22 protein-coding genes are annotated in these 22657 nt (G+C 56.6%); 11 read left to right on the top strand and 11 right to left on the bottom strand.

The annotated features are described in order from the left end of the window. Nucleotides 1-4: 4 nt before the first annotated feature. From ACO6TI_RS26010 to ACO6TI_RS25990, 5 genes are all read left to right on the top strand, one after another. Nucleotides 5-1336, top strand: coding sequence for an extracellular solute-binding protein (locus ACO6TI_RS26010; protein WP_422383659.1), 1332 nt, complete (start codon nucleotides 5-7; stop codon nucleotides 1334-1336). A gap of 64 nt (nucleotides 1337-1400) precedes the next feature. Then, on the top strand, nucleotides 1401-2324 hold the full coding sequence (locus ACO6TI_RS26005) for a carbohydrate ABC transporter permease (RefSeq protein ID WP_108873742.1): 924 nt from the start codon (nucleotides 1401-1403) through the stop codon (nucleotides 2322-2324). Further along, entirely contained in the window at nucleotides 2324-3196 is an 873-nt protein-coding gene (locus ACO6TI_RS26000) for a carbohydrate ABC transporter permease (RefSeq protein WP_029063215.1), read from the top strand. The genes ACO6TI_RS26005 and ACO6TI_RS26000 overlap by 1 nt, the downstream gene beginning before the upstream one ends. Next, nucleotides 3193-3936 (top strand): cytochrome b561 domain-containing protein, encoded by a 744-nt coding sequence (locus ACO6TI_RS25995; protein WP_422383658.1) that lies wholly within the window; start codon nucleotides 3193-3195, stop codon nucleotides 3934-3936. The genes ACO6TI_RS26000 and ACO6TI_RS25995 overlap by 4 nt, the downstream gene beginning before the upstream one ends. Further along, nucleotides 3936-4859, top strand: coding sequence for an SMP-30/gluconolactonase/LRE family protein (locus ACO6TI_RS25990; RefSeq protein WP_422383657.1), 924 nt, complete (start codon nucleotides 3936-3938; stop codon nucleotides 4857-4859). Before ACO6TI_RS25995 ends, ACO6TI_RS25990 begins: the two co-directional genes overlap by 1 nt. A gap of 106 nt (nucleotides 4860-4965) precedes the next feature. Here the strand turns inward: ACO6TI_RS25990 and ACO6TI_RS25985 are convergent, their stop codons facing one another. The 8 genes from ACO6TI_RS25985 to ACO6TI_RS25950 form a co-directional block, all read right to left on the bottom strand. Then, a complete protein-coding gene (locus ACO6TI_RS25985) occupies nucleotides 4966-5871 on the bottom strand; it encodes a DMT family transporter (RefSeq protein WP_104703736.1) in 906 nt (301 codons plus the stop codon). Nucleotides 5872-5881: 10 nt separating this feature from the next. Beyond that, a complete protein-coding gene (locus tag ACO6TI_RS25980; protein WP_196895525.1) occupies nucleotides 5882-6781 on the bottom strand; it encodes an NAD(P)-dependent oxidoreductase in 900 nt (299 codons plus the stop codon). A gap of 26 nt (nucleotides 6782-6807) precedes the next feature. After that, the gene (locus ACO6TI_RS25975) at nucleotides 6808-7887 is read right to left on the bottom strand and encodes a Gfo/Idh/MocA family protein (protein WP_422383656.1); all 1080 of its coding nucleotides are present in this window, start codon (nucleotides 7885-7887) and stop codon (nucleotides 6808-6810) included. 39 nt (nucleotides 7888-7926) lie between these two features. Continuing rightward, nucleotides 7927-8874 carry a phytanoyl-CoA dioxygenase family protein gene (locus ACO6TI_RS25970; protein ID WP_104703739.1) on the bottom strand — a complete coding sequence of 316 codons (948 nt, stop codon included), beginning with the start codon at nucleotides 8872-8874 and terminating at the stop codon, nucleotides 7927-7929. Between the two features lie 11 nt (nucleotides 8875-8885). Continuing rightward, entirely contained in the window at nucleotides 8886-10514 is a 1629-nt protein-coding gene (locus ACO6TI_RS25965; RefSeq protein ID WP_422383655.1) for a TRAP transporter large permease, read from the bottom strand. Next, the gene (locus tag ACO6TI_RS25960; protein WP_422383654.1) at nucleotides 10514-11365 is read right to left on the bottom strand and encodes a TRAP transporter small permease subunit; all 852 of its coding nucleotides are present in this window, start codon (nucleotides 11363-11365) and stop codon (nucleotides 10514-10516) included. The genes ACO6TI_RS25965 and ACO6TI_RS25960 overlap by 1 nt, the downstream gene beginning before the upstream one ends. A gap of 267 nt (nucleotides 11366-11632) precedes the next feature. Continuing rightward, nucleotides 11633-12676, bottom strand: a complete 1044-nt coding sequence (locus tag ACO6TI_RS25955) for a TRAP transporter substrate-binding protein (protein ID WP_422383653.1) — start codon at nucleotides 12674-12676, stop codon at nucleotides 11633-11635. A gap of 189 nt (nucleotides 12677-12865) precedes the next feature. Continuing rightward, on the bottom strand, nucleotides 12866-13981 hold the full coding sequence (locus ACO6TI_RS25950; RefSeq protein ID WP_055117965.1) for a mandelate racemase/muconate lactonizing enzyme family protein: 1116 nt from the start codon (nucleotides 13979-13981) through the stop codon (nucleotides 12866-12868). A 319-nt stretch (nucleotides 13982-14300) separates the two neighbouring features. Between ACO6TI_RS25950 and ACO6TI_RS25945 the strand changes: the two genes are divergently transcribed. The 3 genes from ACO6TI_RS25945 (at nucleotide 14301) to ACO6TI_RS25935 (ending at nucleotide 16965) form a co-directional block, all read left to right on the top strand. Further along, nucleotides 14301-14957, top strand: a complete 657-nt coding sequence (locus ACO6TI_RS25945; protein ID WP_235808867.1) for an FCD domain-containing protein — start codon at nucleotides 14301-14303, stop codon at nucleotides 14955-14957. A gap of 239 nt (nucleotides 14958-15196) precedes the next feature. Further along, nucleotides 15197-16105: an NAD(P)-dependent oxidoreductase gene (locus ACO6TI_RS25940; protein ID WP_055117044.1), complete on the top strand. Its 909-nt coding sequence runs from the start codon at nucleotides 15197-15199 to the stop codon at nucleotides 16103-16105. Continuing rightward, a complete protein-coding gene (locus ACO6TI_RS25935; RefSeq protein ID WP_422383652.1) occupies nucleotides 16102-16965 on the top strand; it encodes a sugar phosphate isomerase/epimerase family protein in 864 nt (287 codons plus the stop codon). The genes ACO6TI_RS25940 and ACO6TI_RS25935 overlap by 4 nt, the downstream gene beginning before the upstream one ends. A 122-nt stretch (nucleotides 16966-17087) precedes the next feature. Here ACO6TI_RS25935 and ACO6TI_RS25930 read toward each other — a convergent pair whose 3' ends face one another. The 3 genes from ACO6TI_RS25930 to ACO6TI_RS25920 form a co-directional block, all read right to left on the bottom strand. Further along, a complete protein-coding gene (locus ACO6TI_RS25930) occupies nucleotides 17088-18023 on the bottom strand; it encodes a T6SS effector amidase Tae4 family protein (protein WP_055116782.1) in 936 nt (311 codons plus the stop codon). Between the two features lie 223 nt (nucleotides 18024-18246). Further along, nucleotides 18247-18885, bottom strand: coding sequence for an isochorismatase family cysteine hydrolase (locus tag ACO6TI_RS25925; protein WP_108873750.1), 639 nt, complete (start codon nucleotides 18883-18885; stop codon nucleotides 18247-18249). Then, nucleotides 18882-19673 (bottom strand): N-formylglutamate amidohydrolase, encoded by a 792-nt coding sequence (locus ACO6TI_RS25920; protein WP_422383651.1) that lies wholly within the window; start codon nucleotides 19671-19673, stop codon nucleotides 18882-18884. The genes ACO6TI_RS25925 and ACO6TI_RS25920 overlap by 4 nt, the downstream gene beginning before the upstream one ends. A gap of 95 nt (nucleotides 19674-19768) precedes the next feature. Here ACO6TI_RS25920 and ACO6TI_RS25915 point away from each other — a divergent pair, with 95 nt between their 5' ends. The 3 genes from ACO6TI_RS25915 to ACO6TI_RS25905 are packed head-to-tail and all read left to right on the top strand — an operon-like array spanning nucleotide 19769 to nucleotide 22657. Beyond that, nucleotides 19769-20632 carry a MurR/RpiR family transcriptional regulator gene (locus tag ACO6TI_RS25915; protein ID WP_104704133.1) on the top strand — a complete coding sequence of 288 codons (864 nt, stop codon included), beginning with the start codon at nucleotides 19769-19771 and terminating at the stop codon, nucleotides 20630-20632. Beyond that, nucleotides 20622-21932 carry a glutamine synthetase gene (locus ACO6TI_RS25910; protein WP_422383650.1) on the top strand — a complete coding sequence of 437 codons (1311 nt, stop codon included), beginning with the start codon at nucleotides 20622-20624 and terminating at the stop codon, nucleotides 21930-21932. Before ACO6TI_RS25915 ends, ACO6TI_RS25910 begins: the two co-directional genes overlap by 11 nt. After that, the gene (locus tag ACO6TI_RS25905) at nucleotides 21932-22657 is read left to right on the top strand and encodes an ABC transporter ATP-binding protein (protein ID WP_055116774.1); all 726 of its coding nucleotides are present in this window, start codon (nucleotides 21932-21934) and stop codon (nucleotides 22655-22657) included. The genes ACO6TI_RS25910 and ACO6TI_RS25905 overlap by 1 nt, the downstream gene beginning before the upstream one ends.

Genomic DNA, 22657 nt, shown 5'->3' with positions numbered 1-22657 from the left:
ATGAATGCTGAAATATCTGAAGTCGACGGTTTGTGCTGTCGCGGGGCTTGCTCTGGGGGCCACGGCCGCCCTTGCCAATCCCTATGAGGAGTTTGCCGGTGAGACGCTGGTCGTCAATTTCCCGGCGCATCCGCATTTCGATGCGGTCATGAAAGTCCTGCCGGAGTTCACCAAGGAAACCGGAATCCGGGTTGAGGTTGATCAGCTTCAGTATCTCAAGATGCGCGAGCGTCAGACCCTCGAACTGACCAAGAACCGTGGCGATTATGACCTGATTGCCTATGTGGTCTTTTCCAAGGCGGACTACGTCTATGCCGACCAGCTGGAAAATCTCGCTCGGTTTTTCATGAACCCGAAGCTGGCCGATCCGAACTATGAGGCTGAAGACCTGATCGACGGATATGTCGCCAATATCGGCATTGCCGGAGGCAAGAAAGGGTATCTGCCAGGACCAACCGGCTCGCTTTTCGGATTGCCGTTCGGATCCGAGACATCCATCCTGGGATACCGCAAGGATATCTTCGACAAGCACGACCTGAAGGTCCCGGAGACCTATGACGAGCTGCTTGAACTGGTTTGCCTGATCCCCGAACTCGAGCCTGGAATGGGTGGTCTGGCGTCTCGTGCTGCATCGGGCCATCACGCCAGCCATGCGTTTCTCCTTCATCTTGCACCTCTCGGGGGCCGGATTTTCGACGATGAGTGGAAACCGATCGTCAACAACGAAGCCGGTGTTGAAGCTGCCGAAGCGCTCAAGAAAATCGTGAATTGCGGTGCGGAAGGTTCCAAGACCTTCGGCTTCGCGGAAGCCGGTGCATCCTTCCTGCAGGGCAATTCCGCGATGTTCCTCGACTCCACGGTCTTTGCTGGCCAGGTCAACAATCCTGACAAGTCCAAGGTGGTTGGTCTCGTCGAGTGGGCGCCGCATCCGGTTGGTGAACGGGCCGGCTCCCAGACGGGTGGCTTCGGCATCGGTATTCCGAAGAACGCCCAGAACAAGGACGCAGCCTTCCTGCTGATGCAGTGGCTGACGTCGAAAAAAGCGGACAAGCTGATCGCCATGGCTGGCGGAAACCCGTCAAGGTATTCGACCCATGCCGATGCCGATGTGAATGAAAAGTTTCCGCATATGGCAACCTTCGGCGAAGCCCTCAAGAATGCTGACCCCGACTGGCGTCCGATCATCCCGGTCTGGGGCAAGATCAATGCGGATCTGGGAACCACCTTGTCCAAGATCATCGTTGAGGACGCGCCGGTTCAAGAGTCCTTGAACGGTGTCGCCGAGCGCACCCAGGCGATCATGGATGATGCCGGGTACTACACCTGGACCCAGTAAGTCCGAACGCTGCCTCGCGGCATTGCCGCGGGGCCTTCCCCAATCTCACTGAAAGCGATCCGCAATGAGCGTTGCGATCAAGGCCAACCGGCTGACCCCATACATGTTTCTTGCGCCCGCAGGGATTATCCTGATCTTTGCGCTGCTCTACCCGATCGGGTACATGATCTATGCGAGTTTCCTGGACTGGAGCCCTAGCCAGAGGATCGGACAGGCGGAATTCATCGGATTTCGCAACTACGTCAATCTTTGGGGGGACGAGGCGTTCCGCGAAAGCTTCTGGGTGACAATTCGTTTTGCCGCAATTGTCGTCACGCTTGAAATGGTGCTGGGCGTTGGTCTGGCCTTGCTGCTGGACCGGAACATCAAGGGCATGGCGATGCTTCGGACGGTTTTCATCCTGCCGATGATGATCGCACCGATCGTTGTCGGCCTGATGTGGCGCTACATGTATCACCCGACCGTCGGTATCTTCAATCGAACGCTCAAAAATTTCGGTTTCGAGGGAATTCCCTGGCTCTCCGACAGCACGTGGTCGTTCATTGCCATTGTGATCGCCGATGTCTGGCAATGGACACCTTTCATTTTCATTCTGGCCCTGGCCGCCATGCAGTCGCTGCCGCGCTCGGCTCTTGAGGCTGCCGAGATCGACGGTGCGAACGAATGGCAGAAGATTGTCATGATCAAGCTGCCCCTGATGATGCCGGTTCTGATCGTCACGCTTTTGTTGCGGCTTATCGATGCGTTCAAGGTGCTGGAAGTTATCCTGGTGCTCACAAACGGTGGGCCAGGCCTTTCAACGGAAATTCTTGCGCTCAGGATTTTCCGTACGGCGCAGGAGTTTCAGGAACTGGGCGAAGCTGCAGCCATGTCCAACCTCCTTCTGATGATGCTGATGGCGTTGACCATCGGAATGTTCGCCTACAGCCGTGTTCAGGAAGCCCGGCTGGCCCGGCAACGTGCCGCTGTTGAAAAGGATGCCGATTGATGGCTGTTCAAAAGGAAACCCAAAACCCGGCTTTCTATGCGCTGATCGTCGCCCTGGTGGTCATGAGCGTTGGTCCGATCGCCCTAATGCTGGCTACATCATTCAAGACGAATGTCGATGTCTATGATGTATCCGTACCGGCATTCTTCTTCTCGCCGACCATCAAGAATTACGAAACAGTCCTTTGTAATTTTCTCTGGTACGAGCCGGCACATGTGGACTACTGCGATCCGACCTTCGGGCGCGCACTCGTCAATTCGCTCATCGTCGGACTGATCTCGACCGGGTTGACCCTGACAATTGGCTGCATGGCTGCCTATGCGCTGGTACGCTTCCGTTTTATGGGGCGTGGAACAGTCTCGATGACCACTTTGCTGATGCGCATGGTTCCGCCAGCGGTTCTTCTGGTGCCGGTGTTCGGAATCTGGACGTTTCAATACGGGCTTGATCAGACCTACACCGGGATCATTTTGATCTATACGGCGATGAACCTGCCTTTCGTGATCTGGATCCTGCAGAGCTTCATCGTGCAGGTGCCCATACAGCTGGAAGAAGCAGCGCGCATGGACGGGGCCAACCCGTTTCAGGTTTTCTTTCTGGTTGTCTTGCCGATCATCCAGCCGGGTCTTGCTGCCGCTGCAATCTTCACATTCCGCATTGCCTGGAATGAGTTCCTGCTGGCCAACGCCTTGTCCGGCCGATCCACCAGAACGGTGCCGGTCACGATCGTCAATTCGATCACGGAATACGACATCAACTGGGGTGTCATCATGGCGACGGGGATGCTGCTCGCCATTCCGCCGATCCTGTTCACTTTCGTTGCGTCGAAGCAGATCATTACGGGCATGACCGCCGGAGCCGTGAAGGGATGATACTGGAGTGGCTGATATCCCCCCTTGATCCGGCGCGACCGCACGAAGTCGGCATGGCATTGTCATGGCACGCCCGGTTCATGGTTCTCGGATGGGGCGTACTTGCGCCACTAGCAGTCATGATAGCCAGATTTTTCAAGGTTCTCCCTGGTCAGAACTGGCCACGCGACCTGGACAGCACCCTGTGGTGGCGAAGCCACTGGATGACACAGACACTCGTTCTTGTTCTGTCTGCTGTGGCGCTGACCCTGGTTTTGATCTCGCCGCAAAACAGCGGGACAGCGGTTGTGCATCGTCTCTTCGGCTACGCCGTCCTGGTCCTGGCCGCAATCCAGGGGCTGTCAGGAATTTTCAGAGGGACGAAGGGTGGTCCGACCGACCCGGGTCCCGACGGGTCCCTGCACGGTGATCATTATGACATGACGCCTCGCCGTCTGCTTTTCGAGCGTTTTCACAAAAGTTGCGGGTACCTGGCACTGGCGCTTATGGTTGGGGCAATCGCGACCGGCTTGTGGAATGCGAACGCACCCAACTGGATGTGGTTGTTCCTGACTGCCTGGTGGGCTGTTCTGATGAGCTTTTCCGTTTATCTGCAACGGCGGGGATGTGCGGTGGATACCTACCAGGCGATCTGGGGCCCGGACCCGGAGCACCCGGGGAACAGGAAGAAAAAGCAGGGGTGGGGTATGACGAGGCCCGAATTCCCTCAACGGTCATTTGATAAGCAACGGGAAACATGATGTTTGGCGTTTTGGAAGGAACCGGCTTCGAAGTCATTGAGCCGGAATTTGAAGCCTGTTTTGTCGGGCATGCGCGGGTTGAACGCCTGTGGACCGGAGCACGCTGGTCGGAAGGGCCCGCCTGGTTTCCCGCCGGGCGCTACCTGGTCTGGTCGGATATACCGAACAATCGCATAATGCGCTGGGATGAAACCGACGGCTCGGTTTCGGAATTCCGGGCCGGTTCCAACAATGCCAATGGCAACACGGTCGATAACCAGGGCCGCCTGGTAACCTGCGAGCATCTGACACGCCGCGTCACGCGTACCGAACATGATGGATCAATTTCGGTAATCTCGTCGCACTGGAACGGCAAGCGCCTGAACTCTCCGAATGACGTGGTGGTCAAATCCGATGGATCAGTGTGGTTCACGGATCCTTCCTACGGCATTTTGATGGACTATGAAGGAGAGCGGGCAGAAAGCGAAATCGGTGCGTGTCATGTCTACCGAGCCGATCCGGAAACCGGAGATGTCACTGTCGTAGCCAGGGATTTCTACAAGCCGAACGGTCTGGCTTTTTCTGCCGACGAGGAGTGGCTGTTTGTCTCTGATACAGGCATTACGCATGACGAAGACGGTCCTGCGCATATCGAAAAAATCAAGGTCGGCGCTGACGGAAAATCCCTGGAAAACCGGAGTGTGTTCGCGACCTGCACCAGTGGCATTTTTGATGGTTTCCGGTTTGATCGCGACGGCCGGGTCTGGAGTTCTGCGGCCGATGGCGTGCATTGTCTCAATCCCGATGGCGTCCTTATCGGCAAGGTTCGCATTCCGGAACTGGTCGGCAATGTCTGTTTCGGCGGCCCCAAGCTCAATCGCCTGTTCATCGCCGGCACGAGCTCGCTCTACTCGATCTTCCTGAATGTGAATGGTGTCAAATAGACGGTAATTCTGAAACAAGCTGCCAAAGTCGATCAGGTCCGGGAAACAGGATCCTGCAAGGGTCTTGGAGCAGCCTGTTGCCTTGAGAGACGGTCGGATTTGCGGGCTATTGCGACCGGCGGGTGTAGAGCATTCTTTCGCGGTAAAAGATGATCAATCCGGACAGCACAATGATTGCGGCTCCAGCCACGGTCCATTGATCCGGCAATTGATCGAATACAAGGTAACTGGAAACCGTCAGATACAGAATGAAGACATAGCCGAATGGCATGAGCAGGTTGGCGGGTGCGAAACTCATGGCATTTGTCAGGAACTGGTGTCCTACCCAGCCCAGAACGCCCAGTCCGACCAGAACACTCCACTGGAAACCGGTTGCAGGGTTCTGCCATTCGGCGATAGCGAACGGTGCCAGTGCAACCGTGCCAACAAGCCCGGTATAGAACTGCATCGTGTCCGGTACGACGACCCCGGCCAGCTTCCGGGTCAGTACCGAATAGAGTGCGAAGCAGAAAGCTGCCGTCAGTGACATGAAAACAGCGACGTGAAATTCGTCATCAAACGGTTTGATGGCGATTGCCACCCCTGCAAATCCGAGGGCAACAGCCGACCAGCGCACCAACCCGACCCGCTCGCGCAACAAGGGCCAGGACAGTACGCAGACCATGATTGGCGCGGAAAACAGAATGGTCGAGGTGAGGGTCAGCGGAAGGTAGCGAAGAGCTGCAAAGTTGAAGACAGTGGATGCGGTCAGAAGGGCTCCCCGCAGTAGAACCAGCCAGATTTTTTCGCAGCGCAACTGTCTGAAGTCGAACTCGCTCGCTGCGAACAGTCCCATGGAAATTACAAAATGCCCGAAATACCGCATGAAGGACAGTTGCAGGGCACCCAGTCCCAGGATGCCCAGCCACTTCGAGCTCGTATCGATGCATGCAAACAGAAGATAGGCGACCAGTATCAGCAGGATGCCGGCAAATGGCTTGTCCTCAATGGCCCTGGATGCAAATCGCGCCATCTCCTTCGGGCTAGTCTTTCTTGCCGGTCTTGAAAAGATCGACGAAGAAATCGACCTGCAAGGGAACAAACTCGTCTCCCCGCCCGGCTGCAATCGACATGTCCAGCGCCTGCTTTGCGCCGTTCGCCATCAGGGAATCAACACCAAGGCTCTCGGCCATGTCGGTATAATATCCCACATCCTTTCGGGCGTTCCTGATCGAAAAGGCGAGCTTGTTCGGATCACCGTCGATCGCATAGGACTTCACAAAGTCCATCATGCCGGAATGGAGTGGACCGGCCGCCATCACATCATAGACTTTCTGGCGGTCGACACCAGATTTGTCAGCCATTGCGAACGCTTCGGCCATGCCGTTGGCGACGGTCTGCGCGAAGAAATTGTTGATCAGCTTTACGGTGTGCCCCGTTCCAAGGTCTCCGAGGTGAAAGACATTTTCGCCGAGGTCCTTCAGGACAGGTTCAACACGCGCATAGGTGTCCGCATCGCCTGAACACATCAGATTGAGTTTGCCCTCCAGGGCGTGGGAAGGCGTGCGCCCGATCGGACAATCAAGATAGATCGCACCGGCATCTGCAACTGCGGCACCGATGGTCTTGGTAGACGCGGGCAGGGAGGTCCCGAAATCGATGACAATCGCATCCTTTCCAAGGCCGGCAATGACACCGTCCGGGCCATACATACGGCTTTCGACCGAGGCGGATGTGTCCATGCAAAGCATGACGATATCGCTCGCCCCGGCGATTTCCCGCGCGGTTTTCACTTCGCTTGCCCCACGCGATACCAGGGCATCAACCCGTTCGCGCGAACGGTTGGCAACCACAGTCACCGTGTATCCAAGGTCCAGCAGGCGATTGCACATGGCGGCACCCATAAGTCCGATGCCGATAAATCCGATCTTCGGTTTCGTCATTTCGAAGTTCCTCAACTTTAGAATTTTCAAACTGCGTTTGACGTCGATAATGTTTGATCGACGAAAAATGGTTGACCTGTCCGGGCTGCGGTGCGAACCGCCTCCACAAGGCGCAATGCCTCGAGACCATCTCGACCCGAGATCTTGGGCTTGTCCACCTGGCCTCTTATGAGCTGTGCAAAATGGGTGAGTTGTTCGTGCAGCGGGTCGACTCTTGCCGTCTCGATTGTTTCATTTTTCAAGGGGCGGGACCAATCACCTTCGTCACCTTGTGCATCGGTCCAGACACGCAGGCCCGGAAACTCGAAACTGCCGGCCGTGCAGCCGATCCGCCAGGACGAAATGCCGGTTTCCGCGATTGTCGGGTTCTCTCCGCTTGCGCCTTCAAAACTCCAGGGAGAAAGCGCGGCGTCCGTCAGCATAACGGTCGCGATAACTCCACTGGCAAAACGCACAAGGATGGCGGCGCTGTCTTCAACCGTGCTTCCGCGGGCGTGGCTGGAAACCATGGCCTGGACTTCGTCAACAGGTCCGAAGAGACCAAGCATCAGGTCCGCTTCATGAATGAAATTGATCAGAAGCGGGCCGCCGTCACTGTCTCTGCGCCAGGCGCCGGCCTTGAAATAGCTGTCAGGCTTCCGAACCGCCCAGATCAGTGAAGCAGAAATCAGCGGACCAAGCGCCGCCGAGGAAATCATCTCGTTGGCCTTGTCAAACGAGGGATGGTAGCGGCGATGGTGACCAACCAGCAGGGGGAGACCTGCAACCTCGAAAGCGCTGACCAGCTTTTCACCGCTTGCAATTGTTTCGGCGACGGGTTTTTCAACAAGTGTTGCCCAGTTTCGGGCCAGGCAAGTCAGACCGCTCGGCAAGTGATCGGCATTTGGTGTCGCGATGATTGCCGCATCGCAGTCTCCTGCTGGTACGTCTTCGAGACTTGCTGCCCACCGGCACTCCAATTGTTGCGCCATTTCCTGTCTGGCTTCATTCGGATCGACAATCCAGGCCAGGTCGAAATCCTGATGGGAAAAGGCGTGGCGTGCATGGCGCTGACCGACAAGGCCCGCACCGATGACCACAAGGCGTATGGGATCATTCCGGCTCAATTCCCGACTCCAGGCTGGACAGTTCTTTTCATGCAATGTTCAGGCGCAATAGGGTGCGTCGTTGCCCCAGCGATGCTGCGGAATATGTGTGCTATGTGCCAGGTGATGGCGCGTGTCTTCCCACATCTGTTTCCAGAGGCGCCAATCCTTCAATTCCGACCCCGGGTCGGTTCGCGAACGGGCGACGAATTCCGGAAAATGGCTTCTTCCCGAAGGTTGCCCGGTCACGTGATAACGCAGATCGAATGACCAGCGATAGCTGTCACTCTTGTTGGCAAGCGAACCATGTGGTGTCAACGGATGAAAGATGATGGCGCCACCGGCTTTCACCGGCGCCGGTGTGGCGTTGTCCTTCGGCAGAAACTTCTCGGCGATACCGACCTGGGATCTGGAGCAGTGCGGCAGCATTTCCTCGTAAGCGCCTGATGCGACCTGCAAACAACCATTTTCAACTGTAGCATCCGTGATTGCCAGCCAGACGGTGACAAACGTGGTGTCGTCAGCCTCCTGCAGCGTGACACCCTGGTCCTGATGCCAGTCCGTCGCAACGACGTGGGCTCGGCTTTCGGAGGCCGCGACCGCGCGCTGCGGCGGCTTGATACGCACATGCTGGATCGGATTGGAGGAAATCTCCGGTCCGATGAGGGCTTCGACGCAATCCAGGATGTTCCGGTGTGTCGCCATTGCGAAGACGGCCGGACCAAAATGCATGGGCGTTTCATCCGTGATGCCATCGTGGGGAAGGCTGATATCGAAGGGTTGGTACCAGTCAAAACCGCCTTTGTAGCAATGGTCCAGCTTGTCCCAGAACCCCATATCCGCGCCTGCTTCGGGTACTTTGCCCTCTTGCAGCCAGCCGTCGTAAAGTTCGTCCATCAAGGCACTGTATTCACTGCGGATATTTTCCAATGCCACGTCGTCCAATAGATTCTCGACGACAAGATAGCCTTGCTTTTGAAACAGATCGATATCGCTTTGTTTCAGCATCTTTCCAGTCCTCAGAGCAGCAGGGTGACGATTGTCGGCCAGATCAGCAGAACTGCGAGCGCGACCAACTGCACCCCTATGAACGGTAGAAAACCGCGGAAAATATCGGTCAGCGAGATATGCGCAGGAGCGACCGATTTCAGATAGAACGCGGCGGGTCCGAATGGTGGCGAAAGGAAACTGACCTGCATGTTCATGCAGAACAGGACCCCGAACCAGACTGCGACATGCTGGGGTGACAAAGTGCCGATGAATCCGATTTCGTCGATCGGCAATCTTTTCACGATAGGCAGGAACACGGGAATGATGAGCAACACGATGCCGACCCAGTCCATGAAGGCACCCATGAACAGCAGGATCAACATCATCGTGAGGATCACCAGCATGGACGGCATATCTGCGCCGATGATGAGCTGTGCAATATAGGTTGGACCGCCAGCAAGCGTATATGCACCGGCGAGCGTTGCCGCGCCGATTGTCACCCAGATGATAGTGCCTGTCGAACGCAGTGTGCGCATCATGGAGACCCAGAGCAGGTCAACGGACGCTTCGCCGCGGAAAACGGCAATCAGGAAGACCGCAACCGCACCCATGCCGGCAGCTTCGGTGATCCCGGTGACACCACCATAGATCGACCCAAGGACGATCCCGATGACCAAAAGCGGTGGAACAAGTCCCTTGCCATGTTCCCACCCGGAGGCGGTTCTCTGTCGCCCTGCAACCAGGAATATGAACGCAAGGGCGATCACTGCTATCCCGATAAGCCAGGGGAGGTCATTTGTCATACCTACAAGGGGCGCTTCGAAACCCTCAACACTTGGATCGTTCCGCCCCATTACCGTCAGGAACGCGGTCCAGGCGATCAATACCGCCATGATACCGGTCGTGACGACGCTCACGAAACCGCCGAACATAAGCAGCTTTTCGCCGCCCTCAGGATCACCTTCCCGAGGTTCGGGCAGTGGCGCCTGCGATGGGTCCAACTGGGTACGGACGATGATGTAGAGCATGATGAAACTGGCGAGCATGAAGCCCGGAATGAATGCACCGGTGAACAGGGCCTTGATCGACGTTTCCGTGATCAGGCCGTAAATGATCAGGACAATCGACGGTGGGATCATCGTGCCGAGCGAACCGGACGCACAGATGGTGCCGATTGCGAGGTTCTGATTGTAGCCTAGGCGCAGCATCTGCGGCAGGGCGATCAAACCCAGCAGCACGACCTCGCCACCGATGATGCCGGACATGGCCGCCATCAACACCGCCATTATGGAGGTTACGATGGCAACACCGCCACGCGCCCGGCTCAGCCAGAAATCGAGACTGTCATACATTTGCTTGGCGATGCCGGAGCGCTCCAGAAGCGCTGCCATGAAAATGAACAGGGGCACCGAAATCAGGACATATTCCGTCATCAGGTCGAAGATCTTCTGAGTGAGAAGATAAAGAGGACCTGTACCCGGATTACTTGTCAGCAGACCCGTGCCGAAACTTGCCGGATCAGTCAGAAGAGTGGGTTCGAACTTCATGATCATGACCAATGCGGCCAGTATCGCCGAAGCAAACCCGAGCGGCATGCCTATGCCGAGCAGAAACAGGAGCCCGAAAACCAGGACAATTGAGATCGTGCCGACATCCATTATTTCGCACCCACGCTTTTCTTGATTGCTTCCAGCTCTTCTTCGTCGATGATATCCGGCTCTTCCATTTCCGCAGGTTGCTTGTTCCAGTCGGCAATAAGATTGGCAACGGATTGCAGGGCGACGAGCACGACGACAATGAGGATCATCGGCTGGATCGTTGCAGGGATCGGTGGGTCAAACGCTGTTCCGAACATTTCCCAGCGATGAAACTTGATGCCGAACACCTGATTGTAACTGCCGAAAACCAGCAGAAAGGCGAACAGGCAGATCAGAGCAACCGAAATGACGTCGCAGGCATGGCGCAGCGGTCTCGGCAGGAAGTCATAGAGAATGAAGATGCGGATGTGACAACGCTGCTGCATCGCGTATAGGCCTGACAGCAGGAACACGAATCCGGCGATCCAGAGCGTCAGCTCGTTGGCCCATTTGGTTGGCGCTTCAATGACATAACGCAAGAACACTTCGTACAGCATGACCAGCGTCATGATGATGATCAGCAGCATGACAACGCGGCCGATGAACAGCGCAAAATAGTCAAATCGCGTGTAGTCGGCGTATTCCATCTGGGCATGAACGACGCTGCGCATACCGACCACCAGCAGGACGGGAAGAAGTAACAGGGCCGCCCAGTCGATGAAATCCATGGTGCCGCCGAACAGGCCTGACATGCCGGAAGACACATCCTTTCGCTGGTGAAGCTCCGTGATCTGAGCCGTCATGCTTTCGTTTGCGTGTGGAAAGAAATCGAGAATGTAAGCCGGGCCGTGCCAGATGACCCAACCTGCACAAATAGCGAAGGCGACCGGGATCACCCATTCCCGCAGTCCGCCGGGTTTTTGCTTCGCCATCATTTCCCCCCTGGAGACAGACACCGATGCGCAATCGTTGCCCTGACCATATTGTTTGCCTCGTTCCCATCGACGGCGCGCAGGACAGCTGCCACGCTGATTGTGTCTGGGGTGCAATTTCTCTGCGACCTGCCAGTTCAATGACAATTCGCTTTAGCCCCGCGTGCCGACAGACAATGGAATTCATCTTACACGCCGGATGCGGAGTTGAAAGTGGCGGCAAGAACCGGGTCTTGCCGCCATTGTTTTTCATACGAGCGCTATGGCTTACTGCATTGCGCCAAGATCACGCAGGAAGTCCAGGTGGCTCTGCAGCAGCTCCTTGGATTCCGGGGTTGTCGCGAATTCAACCCAAGACTCCTGAACAGCCTGGCGATAGACAGCAAGATCTTCATCAGACCAGGTGTTCAGCTTGATGCCTTTTTCGCGAAGCTCTTTCGCTGTCTGGGCATTCTTCACTTCGTTGATAGTGGAGTTTTTCAAGCCAAGAGCCTGCATGCCGACTTTCAGGATCGCCTTGTGGTGATCCGGCATGGCTTCCCAGACGTCCTTGCGGCAGGCAAGGTGGTCGGCTGGCATCGAGTGGAAACCGGGGTAGTTGGTTTCGGTCGCGATGTCATAGAGGCCGAGGCCGACATTGTTGGTGATGTTGGCGGCGTCTGCGCCGTCAATGATACCTGTTTCGAGCGCCGTGAAGATTTCGTTGAAGTCCATCACGATTGGCGATGCACCGAGCTTTTCGAAAATCAGAGTGATGACGCCTGGAGGTGAACGGAACTTCCAGTTCTTCAGATCGTCAACGCCCTTGAAGGACTTTGTGGAAGACAGGGACTCCGGACCAGGGATCCACCAGCCGATGAACTCCATGTTGTTCGCGTTGTAGAGTTCGTTCAGCTTGTCGTAGCCGCCACCGTGCAGCAGCCAGGCATATTGCTGATAGGGGTTCTGATAGCCACCGGTCAGATCGCCGGCGAACTGGAAGGCCGGGTTTTTACCTGTCTGATAGGCACCACCGGTCATGTCGCAGTCCAGAATGCCGGTCGCTGCCGCATCGAAGGTTTCTGCCGACTTGACAACCGAAGACGCAAAGAACATCTCGATTTCGATTTCACCATTGGACATGGCGGAAACGTCATCAATGAATTCCTGCGCCATCTGTCCGGAAAGTGTTTCCGTCGAGAAGTGCGTTTGAATGCGCAGTTTGGTCTTGTCGCCATCAGCGGCATTTGCATCGATCGCAGTGCCCATGGACATGGCAAGACCGACTGTCGCGACCCCTGCAAGCATGTTTCTTGTCAGTTTCTTGAGCATACTCTTTATCCTCCCAAGTTGCTCCAAAGGCCGGCAGCCAAAAATAGCGTCCGGCCCAATGCGCTGGTTTTCCAGCCATTTCATCCGCCGCGCCCGTAGGCGATGGCGGATCTTCAGTCCCCTCCGACGTTGTTTCCCCGGGCGGTCACGACAGCAAGGCCTTCTTGCTGCAGTTACACCGCGATCAGGTCAAGCAGCTCCCCGCGTCTCTCTGGACAGCAGATCTTCTGCTTCCAGTTTCTCCCAGTCGAATGTTACTCCGATGCCCGGCTCGTCCGGTGCAATCGCCAAAGCGTCTCTCACTTCCAGAGGGCGCCTGGTGTAATGTTCGATCGGAAATGAATGAACTTCAAGCCAACCTTTGCTTCCAAGTCCGGCAAGAAGGCTGACATGCAGTTCCTGCATGCCGTGACTGCAAACCGGAACCCCGAATTCGGCGGCCATTTCGGCGACCTGCAGGAAACCGGTAATTCCGCCGCAATTGGAAGCATCAGGCTGTATGAAACCGAGTTTGGACTGCTCCAATGCGTAGCCGAACTCATGAATAGTGTGAAGATTTTCGCCCATGGCGAGCGGAATGCCGATGATTTCGGCGATTGCCGCATAGCCCCGATAGTCGTCCGGAATGGTCGGTTCCTCAAACCAGAAAATGTCATATGGCCTGAATGCATTTGCCGCGGCGACAGCTTCGTCAACGCTCATCGAATAATTGGCATCGACCATGAAGGTGACATCGGGGCCGATCAACTTGCGGACGGCTGCGACCCGCTCGACATCTTGTTCGAGTGTCGGCTGACCGATCTTGATTTTCACACCGTTAAAGCCGCGATCCAGATATCCCTGGATGCTGTCTAGCAGTTTGGGCAGGGAAAATCCCAGATCGATACCGCCGCAATATGCATTGCAGGTCCGCCCCTTGCCTCCAGCGAGTTTCCAAAGCGGCTGATTGGCCGTCTTGCCGCGGATATCCCAAAGGGCGATGTCCACCGCGGAAATCGCGAAAGAGGCTATGCCGCCACGCGCGACATAGTGCACATGCCACTGCATGGCGTCATAAATCGCTTCCACATCGTCAGGAGCTTTTCCAATCAACATGGGTGCGAGGTCGTGACGTATCATGGCGGCGATGGCATGTCCGCCCTTACCGCCCGTATAGGTATAGCCCGTGCCCTCCCGGCCGTCGGCAAGTGTGACAGTCGCCGTAATCAATTCGAAATGGGTATGATCGCCGTGCTTGGCATCCACCAGAATTTCGGCGAGCGGAATGTGAAACAGATTGACGGATACACTGACGATGGTTGTCAAGGTACCCCTCCCAAAGATGCCAAGAACAATTCGATTACAGTTTTTTGGTTCGACCAAGTTGGCTGAGCAGAGCGCGATTTGAAATGTGAGTCAAGGGCATTTGCCGTTCAGTTATCTAAATCGATTTAAATGGCTGGATAAATATCTGTTTTAAAGGGATTTTTCTTGTGAAAATTGGACGAGTTTTTAGAAAAACTTGCCTCAGGCAAGCCTCGCAAGTAGCATCGCTGGTCGAGGCAAACCCCAATTTGGTACAATCAAATTGTCAAATTCCGAAACTCCGGATCAACGAAGCGCAAAACGTGCGGCAGACGCAATCGTGTCTGCTCTGGAGGCGCGCATTACGCGTGGCGAGTTGGAGAACGACAAGCCGCTGCCGCCGGAACGCGACCTCATGGAGGAGTTCGGGACGTCCCGGACGGTCGTTCGCGAAGCTATTTCCGCACTTGCAAACCGCGGCCTCATAGAGCTGCGCCCAAGGTTCAGGCCGATTGTGCGCAAACCGGACTACGGGACGTTGATCAATGCGACGGGAACTATTGTCCGCTACCTGCTGAATGAGCCGTCCGGTGTGCAGAATCTCTATCAAAGCCGGGTGTTTATCGAACGTGGCCTGGTGCGAGACGCGGCGCTGAACGCGACAAAGGAGCATATTTCGGATCTCAAGGCAGCACTTCTTGCCAACAGCAATTCGATCACGAATTCAGAAGAATTCTTCCAGACGGATATCGACTTTCATGGCGTTCTGTACCGGATAAGCGGCAACCCGGTTTTTCCGGCAATGCACAAGGGGTTCACTTCGTGGCTTTCGCCGAACTGGGCGCGCATGAGGAGATCCATTGAACGCAACGAAACGGTCTATTTCGCTCACAAGGAAATTTACGACGCCATACTGGAAAGAGATCCGGCGCGCGCCGAGGCTGCCCTGATCGAGCATTTGCGCGTTGCGTGGGGGTTTGTGGAGGAAACATTCTGAGTGGGCCGTTGTATTCTCGGCTCACATTGACATCGAATTGGCTGCAAAACCGGGCGAGGTTTTTTGCAGGATCTGTGCGAACTGCGACGTGACTGCTGATTGATTAATGGGCAGCGGGTGTCTTCCGGACCCGCCCGGCGGTGGAGGTTTAATCTGCCATCGCTTGAAATCCCGCGCATAGGAGCTGGTGAAACTATCGTTTTGCCAGAGGATCTTGTCGTGCAACCGGAGAAAAATGCATGAAAAAAACGGGTGTTATCGGACTGGGAGACATGGGGTCCGGACTGGCCAAGAACCTGATTGCCAACGGATTTGAAACGAAAGGCTTCGATCTGTCCGGCGAGCGTATGAAAGCGTTTGTCGCCATGGGCGGGACTGCTGCGCAGAACGCGGGCGAAGTGGGCGCCGGAACGGACGCAGTCTACGTGATGGTCATGAACGGCGATCAGGTGAAAGACGTCATTTTTGGTGATGGAGGCTTGTGTCAGACGATGTCACCGGGCAGCGCCATTATCCTGAGCGCGACCATCAAGCCACGGGAGGCCCGTGAAATCGGCGACATGATGGAAGGCTCGGGCCTCCATTTGATCGATACGCCCGTCTCAGGTGGGTTCCCGGGCGCACAGGGTGGAACACTGACGATGATGGCGGCGGCGCCGGCGAGCGTGCTCGATGAGTTCGCACCGGTCATGGAGGCGGTTTCAGCCAACATTCACCGCGTCGGTACTGCACCCGGCGATGGCCAAACCGTCAAGGCGTGCCTGCAGTCACTGATCGGATCGCAGTTCTCGGCGACATTCGAGGCCGCGGCGCTGGCCGCCAAGGCCGGTGTGCCAGGGCAAGTGATCCTTGACGTCTTTTCGACATCCTCAGCCGGATGCGGGGTCGTCAACAATGCGCTGCAAAAGATCATCGACCGTCAATTCGAGGGAACGGGCAGCCACATAAACACGATGCACAAGGATCTGACGATCTCGATGAACCTTGGGGAAGAACTTGGTGTACCGTTGCACACCGCGGCGGCAGCGATGCAGGTCTTCCATGCAGGGAAAACCAGGTATCCGAACGGCGACAACTGGATCTGCACCCGGGTCATAGAAGAGATCATCGGGGCTGAACTCCACCGCGAAGAGGCCAAAAAGTCATGAAACTTGGTGTTATCTGCGATGGGATCAGCCGGGACCTGAAGCATGCGCTGACGGTTATGGACGAGTTCGGCCTGGACTATGCCGAACTGCAGTTTGTCGGCGAGAAGGAAGTCGGTGACCACACGAAGGAGGAAATCGCCGGGATCAAGGCGCTGCTCGACGGGCACGGCAAGCCGGTCAGTTGCCTGTCGCGCCATGTCTTTGCCGGCATGACGACCGCCAACAGGGCCGGGGACGAATTGCACACGAAGCACATGGATGCCTTGAAACGGGTCATGGAAATGGCCCATGCCGTCGGCTCGCCGCTGGTGCGGATCATGACCAACAAGAAGGAGCAGATCCTGTGGGGCAAGGGCGGTGCGGAAAAGTGGAACGTCGCCAAGGGTGCCTGGGACGCGAGCCTGCCGTTGATCGCTCCGGCCGTCGAGCTTGCCAGGTCAGAGGGCCTGACACTGGTGGTGGAGACCGGCAACGGCACCATGGTCAATTCAAACTACACGGGCCGCAAGCTGATCGACGACCTGGACGCAAAGGATACGCTGAAGGTTCTGTGGGACCCAGCCAACAACTGCTGGTGCCATGAGCGGGCCTATCCGGAGGGCTACGAGGAACTGAGGGGCGGTTATCTCGGTCATGTCCATATCAAGGATGTTCTGGTGGACACGCCGCGCGCGACCTTGGAAGTCCGGCGGATGGGGGAGGGCCAGCTGGCCGACCAGTTCCAGCCGATGGCCGAAGCGCTGCGGGCCGATGCCTATGACGGGGTGATCTCCTTCGAAAGTGTCTATCACCCTGGCAACGGCGATTTCGAGGCCGGTTTCCGGCTCTGTATCGACCGGTTCAGGGAAATCTTCGGGTAGGACCTTTCAGCGAGCACAAGAAAAACTCGGCTCCGGGAAACGGAGCCGGGTTTTCTATGGATTGCGATTGATCCAATCGAGATCGCCAGCTTGTGGTTCCTGCGGCTTCATCGGTTCAGGCTCTAGGCCGATATGGCGAGAAACAGGAGTTCCCTTCTGATATTGCGGAACCACCTGTCGCTTGAGGGGCCTTCTCCGGCTTCCCGTTCGCCGGGACCGTTGTAATTCAGCCGATCATTCATAACCCGGGAACCATCCCAAAAATCAATATGATCGCCGGCAGATCCGTCGGAGCGTTCGAAACAGTCCTCAAAATAGATGATGCCCGGCCGGCCGCTAATGGCGCGCTGGATCTGGTCCGCCGTCATGGCGTTGGAGCCGGCCTTGGAATAGCGCTGAAAGGTCCAGATACCCCGCAGATAGTCAATCAGTCGGGATGCGCTCGCATTGTGGGCGGCACCTGTCCCGCAACGCCGGTTGGAGGCGCTGTGGGTGTAGCGGATACGTGTCCGGTCGAAGTGAAAACCGATATCGGAGCGCATCAACGCGACGCTCATGCGTATCGCGCACTGGTTGGTGATATCCTGACCGCACGGCATCCCGTTGACCTCCCTGAACCGGCGGTATTCGCGCAACAGAACAGCCGCCGTTGGCGGGCGAATGGCGCCGGGGCCCAAGGTTTCCGTCGTTTCTGCCCTGGGGGTCACATTCGGTGCGGCGGTTACGCTGACAGGCACAGGCTCGTGTGGCGCGCGTTCGTCAAGGGCCCGCCACGTGAGGCGTCCGGCAACACCGTCGCCCTGACGGCCTTCTTCGGCCTGACCTGCCATTGCCTGGAACCTGGCGACGCCTGCAACGGTCTCACCGCCATAGTCTCCGTCCAGCGTTCCATCGGGGCGAATGGATCGGCGCATCGTCGCCGCATTCACGGCGATCAATGCGTTTTGAAGAATTCGGACTGCCTCGGTATTGCGTTCGCCTCTTCGCATCGGGGGCGCGTTTTCCGCAGCGTCGCGAATTCGCGCGTTGTCGCGAAATTGTGGATTGGTGAGTGGCATCTTCAAGTTCCTCGAATACAAGACCGGCCCGCATTAAATCAGGTGCGGCCATGAAGTCGTGATTCCTGTCACCTTTCAGCGCATTTGATCGAAAGTTGCGCGCGTCTCAGTATCCGGCTCGAAGTTCGGCATTTCAATTGGCAAAAATGAGTGTTTTGGGTTTCTGCGATCAGATCTCAGATGCCGGAAACTTGCATGACGGCATCTTTCTTTGCTGATGTCCCTAGCGACCGAGTTCCGAGATCAACTCATCAGTTGTGACTTGCCTGCAGTAGCCCTTGATGGTTCTCAACGAGTGGTCGTGGCGTTCCTGTGAATAGGTGAGGCAGGCGTCGGTGACCTGGGTGACGAGGTACCCGAGGTCACAAGCGTCGCGGATGGCGCTTTCAACGCATTGATCTGTGATGATGCCGCTGATGACCAGCTGCTTGACACCCAGATTGCCGAGCACATAGTGAATGTGGGTCGATACGAACACCGATGAGGAAGATTTCGGAAAGACGATTTCGTCGTCACCGGGGGTCAGTTCGTCAATCATCTTGCCGTCCCACGAACCCTTGGGGACGTTGAATCCCGTAATCTTGTAATCAAGGCTGCGGTCGCGGCCGTCTTTGGTCAGGCTCTCGATGGTCGTATAGAGGACTTCGACGCCATTGTTCCGGCAGGCGGCCTGGAGCCTCTGCATGTTGGGCACGACCCGGCTCTGCATTTGCGAAAAGAACCAGCCGTATTTGTCTTCGAATTCCGCATCGGAAAGGTCGGTGAATTCAGCACCCTTTCGATGGGCGGCAAAGTTCTGGACGTCGATGAACAAGAGTGCGGATTGCTCCGGAACGAGGGGAACTTCGCGTGTCAATGTCATTTTGTCTGCTCCAGAACCTCAAGAAAGGCAGCCGTCAGGTGGTCTGCCCAGATTTTTTGCCCTTCGGGTGTGTCGACAAGATCATTGCGGATCTCGACCAGGCAATGTGCCAGTCCACGCGCTTCCGCGTGGTGCGGTATGAACCAGTCGCCGTCTTCCTCGATCATGTAGGGGACATTCATGCCGACCAGCAACCTGTTGTCGCGATGGCGGATCGTTTCCGCGATGATCTCGGCGCTGCGCGTATCCTTGCGGGACAACAGCCCAAGGTGCCAGGGCCTGTGCATGCCGAGATAGACGGGTGTGAAGGAATGGATTGAAAAGGCGGCCCGTTTCGGGGTCGCTTCCAAAAGACATGTCAATGCGGCGTCATAGGGTTCGAAAATGGATCGCCTGCGATCCATCCGTTCCGCATCGCTCAGGCTCTGATTTCCTGGAACGGCAACGTCTTCGCTGACTTCAGGTATCGCATCCGGCGATTCGAATGGGCGGTTGCAGTCATAGACCAGCCTTGAATAGCTTTGTTGAATGAGGTCGGCGCCGAGATTTTCGGCGACCCGCTCGGCGACGGCAAGCGCTCCAATGTCCCAGGCGATATGGCGATCCAGCTCCGCCTGGGAAAGACCAAGCGTTCCGAGAGATGCGGGAATGGCCCGGCCAGCGTGTTCGCAGACAAGAACCACTTCCGCACTCTCTTTTCGCCTGGTGCAGAGCACCGGATCCGGATCGTCGTTTCCAAGCAGGTTTCTGCCTAGATTTTCCGCGGAATATGCTGCTTCCTTGAGCATGCAGACCTCCAGAGACGTCTGATAATTTTTTTTCATATCGGCACAAATGTGAAAACTTGACAAGAAATTTTTATAAGCACACTCTGAAAGGCATGATGTCGCACGGAACAATTCGTGATCTGATTACCGAAACGTCTCAAGCCCTGACAGGGACTGAGCGAAAGCTGTCGACCACGCTTCTCTCGGACTACCCGTTCGCAGGGCTGGAGCCGATCCAGGTCCTTGCCGACCGGACCGGTGTTTCCTCGCCGTCGATCTCGAGGTTCGTGTCGAAGCTCGGCTTTCAGGGGTATCAGGACTTCCAGAGAAAATTGATCCAGGAACTCAAGGCCAGTCAAAGGTCTCCAATCGAGCTGATGGTGGAGGAGAGAGAGGTCGACGGATCTTTTCTGGGAGATTTCACCAGGCGTGCGAGCGCGCTGATGGACGAGATGTCAAATACCATAACGGACGCGCAGTTCGAGCGGGTCTGCAGCCTCGTGAGTGATCCTAACCGCCGCGTCTTCGTACTTGGCGGAAGGGTGAGCGATCTGGTGGCGCAGCATCTGAGCCGCCATCTGAAGCGGCTGCGTGATGACGTGTTTCATATGGAGTCCGATCCGGAAACCTGGCCCGACAACTTGTTGAGAATGCGTGGCAAGGATGTTCTGTTCGTAGTCGATTTCCGCCGCTACCAGAAATCGATCGATGATCTGGCGAACCTGGCGGCGAATGAACGGAAAGCCAATGTTGTCGTTCTGACGGACAAGTGGATGTCGCCATCGGTTGCCCACGCAAGCGAAACACTCGCGGTTCCGGTGGAGAGCGGCACTGTCTGGGACAGTTACGCCGCCGGTTTCACGCTCATGGAAGCAATCATGACGAGGGTCGCGGAGACGGACTGGAAAAAGCACAGCAGGCGCGTGTCTTCGTGGGAAGCACTGGCACACGGGAGGCAAGAACTCGGGAATGATAGCTAAACCCATGATATTTGCCGCTTTGTCCGATCTTTCAGGCAAGACACGCGGCAAGGCCTTTCCTGCGGACCAGCTGCAAAAGCGGCTTGAAAGTGGCATGGGATGGGTGCCGACCAATGTCCAGATCACGTGTTTCGACACGATTGCCGACAGTCCGTTCGGATCGTTCGGTGACCTCGCACTGGTTCCCGATCAGTCGGCGGAAGTTGCCGTCGATTTTGAGGACGGGTCTCCCAGGGAACACTTCATGCTGGGCGATATCCGAACGCTCGAGGGCGCGCCCTGGGGATTTTGTACCCGGTCGATCCTGCGGCAGGCGCTGACACGTTTGAACACGCTCACCGGTGCGCGCCTGCAGGCGTCCTTCGAACATGAATTCCAGTTTGCCAGGGGGGCTACACTGGTCCACCAGGGCTTCGGTCTCCAGGGGCATTCGGAACATGCGCGGTTCGGGGAAGCCTTGATGGCGGCACTTGAAAAAGCAGGCCTGAAGCCCGACAGCTTCATCTGCGAATATGGACCGGACCAGTTCGAGGTCACAATAGCACCGGAAGTGGGTGTGAGAGCAGCAGACGCGGCGGTCATCACGCGCGAGTTGACCCGGATGACGGCGCGAAGGGTCGACCAATGCGCCACTTTCACACCTATCCGGGACGTCGCAAGTGTCGGCAATGGCGTCCATATTCACATGAGTTTTCTGGGAGAGGCGGGACCGATCACCTACGATGCGGCAGGTGAGCACGGCATGTCTGCGCTGACGGCAGCCTTTTCGGCTGGGGTGCTGAAATATCTTGAAAGCATTCTGGCTTTGACCGCGCCGTCGGTGATTTCCTATGAAAGACTGACGCCGCACCGCTGGAGTGCCGCCTTCAACAATCTCGGATTGCGGGACCGTGAGGCCAGCTTGCGCATCTGTCCGGTGACCGCGAAGGATCCTGAAGGGATAGCCCGCCAATTCAACATCGAATACCGCGCGGCCGATGCGGCAGCCTCACCACATCTTGCACTGGCCGCGATCGTTCATGCCGGATGCCAGGGGATTGAGGAAAAGCTCGCCGCGCCAAAGGTTACTGAAGAGGACCTGTCACTTCTGGACGAAGGTGATCTGGCGGCGAAGGGTTTCGTGCGCTTGCCAAAGACGTTGGATGAGGCACTGGATCGCTTTGCCGCAAACAGGACCGTCGCCGGCTGGTTCGATCCGTTGTTTGCCGAAGTCTACGTCTCGCACAAGAAGGCGGAAGCCGCTTTCCTTGAGGAAATGGATACCGGTCAGAAATGCGCCGCCTACGAGGAGGTCTACTGATGCTGGTTCTGGAAGACATCTCGAAGCAGTTCGGTGGTGTGCGGGCTGTCAGCCATGTCAGCTTCGAAGTGGCCGCGGGCGAGGTTCGTGGTTTGATCGGCCCGAACGGTGCCGGCAAGACCACGGTGATCAATCTCATTTCCGGGTTGCTGACACAAACGAGCGGCACCTTGTTCCTGGATGGTGAACTCCTGAACGGGCAGGGATCTGCGGATCGCACACGAAAAGGCATTGCCCGCACATTCCAGAACCTGCGGATCTTCGAGAACCTCTCCGTTGGACAGAATATCGAAGTCGCACAGATCACGGCGCAGTCCGAAGGACATGCAGACAGTCCGGCCATTTCAGAAGCGATCGAACGTTTCGATCTTGCAGGCAAGCTGGCAATGCCTGCAAACGCGCTGTCATATGGACATTTGCGGCGGTTGGAAATCGTGCGCGCGCTCGCACTCAACCCGAAGGTTCTGATGCTTGACGAACCGGCCGCGGGCATGAACGAGCAGGAAACCGCGGAGCTGGCCGCAGGTCTTGAATGGGTCAAGACGCGCTTTGGCTGCGCAACACTGGTCATCGATCACGACCTGAAATTCATCATGACGCTTTGCGACAGGATAACGGTCCTGAACATGGGAGCCGTGATCGCTGAGGGAACGCCCCGGGACATAACAACAAATCAAGACGTAATTGATGCCTATCTGGGCGAGGACCATTCAAATGCCGCCTGA

It is taken from the genome of Roseibium album (genome assembly GCF_965233825.1).
GTDB lineage: Bacteria > Pseudomonadota > Alphaproteobacteria > Rhizobiales > Stappiaceae > Roseibium > Roseibium album.
The sequence above is the reverse complement of the archived record's forward strand: the minus strand, read 5'-3'. Positions and strand labels throughout refer to the sequence as shown.

What these genes read in the sequence shown, in the direction of transcription:
- ACO6TI_RS26010 (WP_422383659.1), top strand. Translation starts at nt 5, where the DNA reads ATGCTGAAATATCTGAAGTCGACGGTTTGTGCTGTCGCGGGGCTTGCT.
- ACO6TI_RS26005 (WP_108873742.1), top strand. Translation starts at nt 1,401, where the DNA reads ATGAGCGTTGCGATCAAGGCCAACCGGCTGACCCCATACATGTTTCTT.
- ACO6TI_RS26000 (WP_029063215.1), top strand. Translation starts at nt 2,324, where the DNA reads ATGGCTGTTCAAAAGGAAACCCAAAACCCGGCTTTCTATGCGCTGATC.
- ACO6TI_RS25995 (WP_422383658.1), top strand. Translation starts at nt 3,193, where the DNA reads ATGATACTGGAGTGGCTGATATCCCCCCTTGATCCGGCGCGACCGCAC.
- ACO6TI_RS25990 (WP_422383657.1), top strand. Translation starts at nt 3,936, where the DNA reads ATGTTTGGCGTTTTGGAAGGAACCGGCTTCGAAGTCATTGAGCCGGAA.
- ACO6TI_RS25985 (WP_104703736.1), bottom strand. Translation starts at nt 5,871, where the DNA reads ATGGCGCGATTTGCATCCAGGGCCATTGAGGACAAGCCATTTGCCGGC.
- ACO6TI_RS25980 (WP_196895525.1), bottom strand. Translation starts at nt 6,781, where the DNA reads ATGACGAAACCGAAGATCGGATTTATCGGCATCGGACTTATGGGTGCC.
- ACO6TI_RS25970 (WP_104703739.1), bottom strand. Translation starts at nt 8,874, where the DNA reads ATGCTGAAACAAAGCGATATCGATCTGTTTCAAAAGCAAGGCTATCTT.
- ACO6TI_RS25965 (WP_422383655.1), bottom strand. Translation starts at nt 10,514, where the DNA reads ATGGATGTCGGCACGATCTCAATTGTCCTGGTTTTCGGGCTCCTGTTT.
- ACO6TI_RS25960 (WP_422383654.1), bottom strand. Translation starts at nt 11,365, where the DNA reads ATGGCGAAGCAAAAACCCGGCGGACTGCGGGAATGGGTGATCCCGGTC.
- ACO6TI_RS25955 (WP_422383653.1), bottom strand. Translation starts at nt 12,676, where the DNA reads ATGCTCAAGAAACTGACAAGAAACATGCTTGCAGGGGTCGCGACAGTC.
- ACO6TI_RS25940 (WP_055117044.1), top strand. Translation starts at nt 15,197, where the DNA reads ATGAAAAAAACGGGTGTTATCGGACTGGGAGACATGGGGTCCGGACTG.
- ACO6TI_RS25935 (WP_422383652.1), top strand. Translation starts at nt 16,102, where the DNA reads ATGAAACTTGGTGTTATCTGCGATGGGATCAGCCGGGACCTGAAGCAT.
- ACO6TI_RS25930 (WP_055116782.1), bottom strand. Translation starts at nt 18,023, where the DNA reads ATGCCACTCACCAATCCACAATTTCGCGACAACGCGCGAATTCGCGAC.
- ACO6TI_RS25925 (WP_108873750.1), bottom strand. Translation starts at nt 18,885, where the DNA reads ATGACATTGACACGCGAAGTTCCCCTCGTTCCGGAGCAATCCGCACTC.
- ACO6TI_RS25920 (WP_422383651.1), bottom strand. Translation starts at nt 19,673, where the DNA reads ATGCTCAAGGAAGCAGCATATTCCGCGGAAAATCTAGGCAGAAACCTG.
- ACO6TI_RS25915 (WP_104704133.1), top strand. Translation starts at nt 19,769, where the DNA reads ATGTCGCACGGAACAATTCGTGATCTGATTACCGAAACGTCTCAAGCC.
- ACO6TI_RS25910 (WP_422383650.1), top strand. Translation starts at nt 20,622, where the DNA reads ATGATAGCTAAACCCATGATATTTGCCGCTTTGTCCGATCTTTCAGGC.
- ACO6TI_RS25905 (WP_055116774.1), top strand. Translation starts at nt 21,932, where the DNA reads ATGCTGGTTCTGGAAGACATCTCGAAGCAGTTCGGTGGTGTGCGGGCT.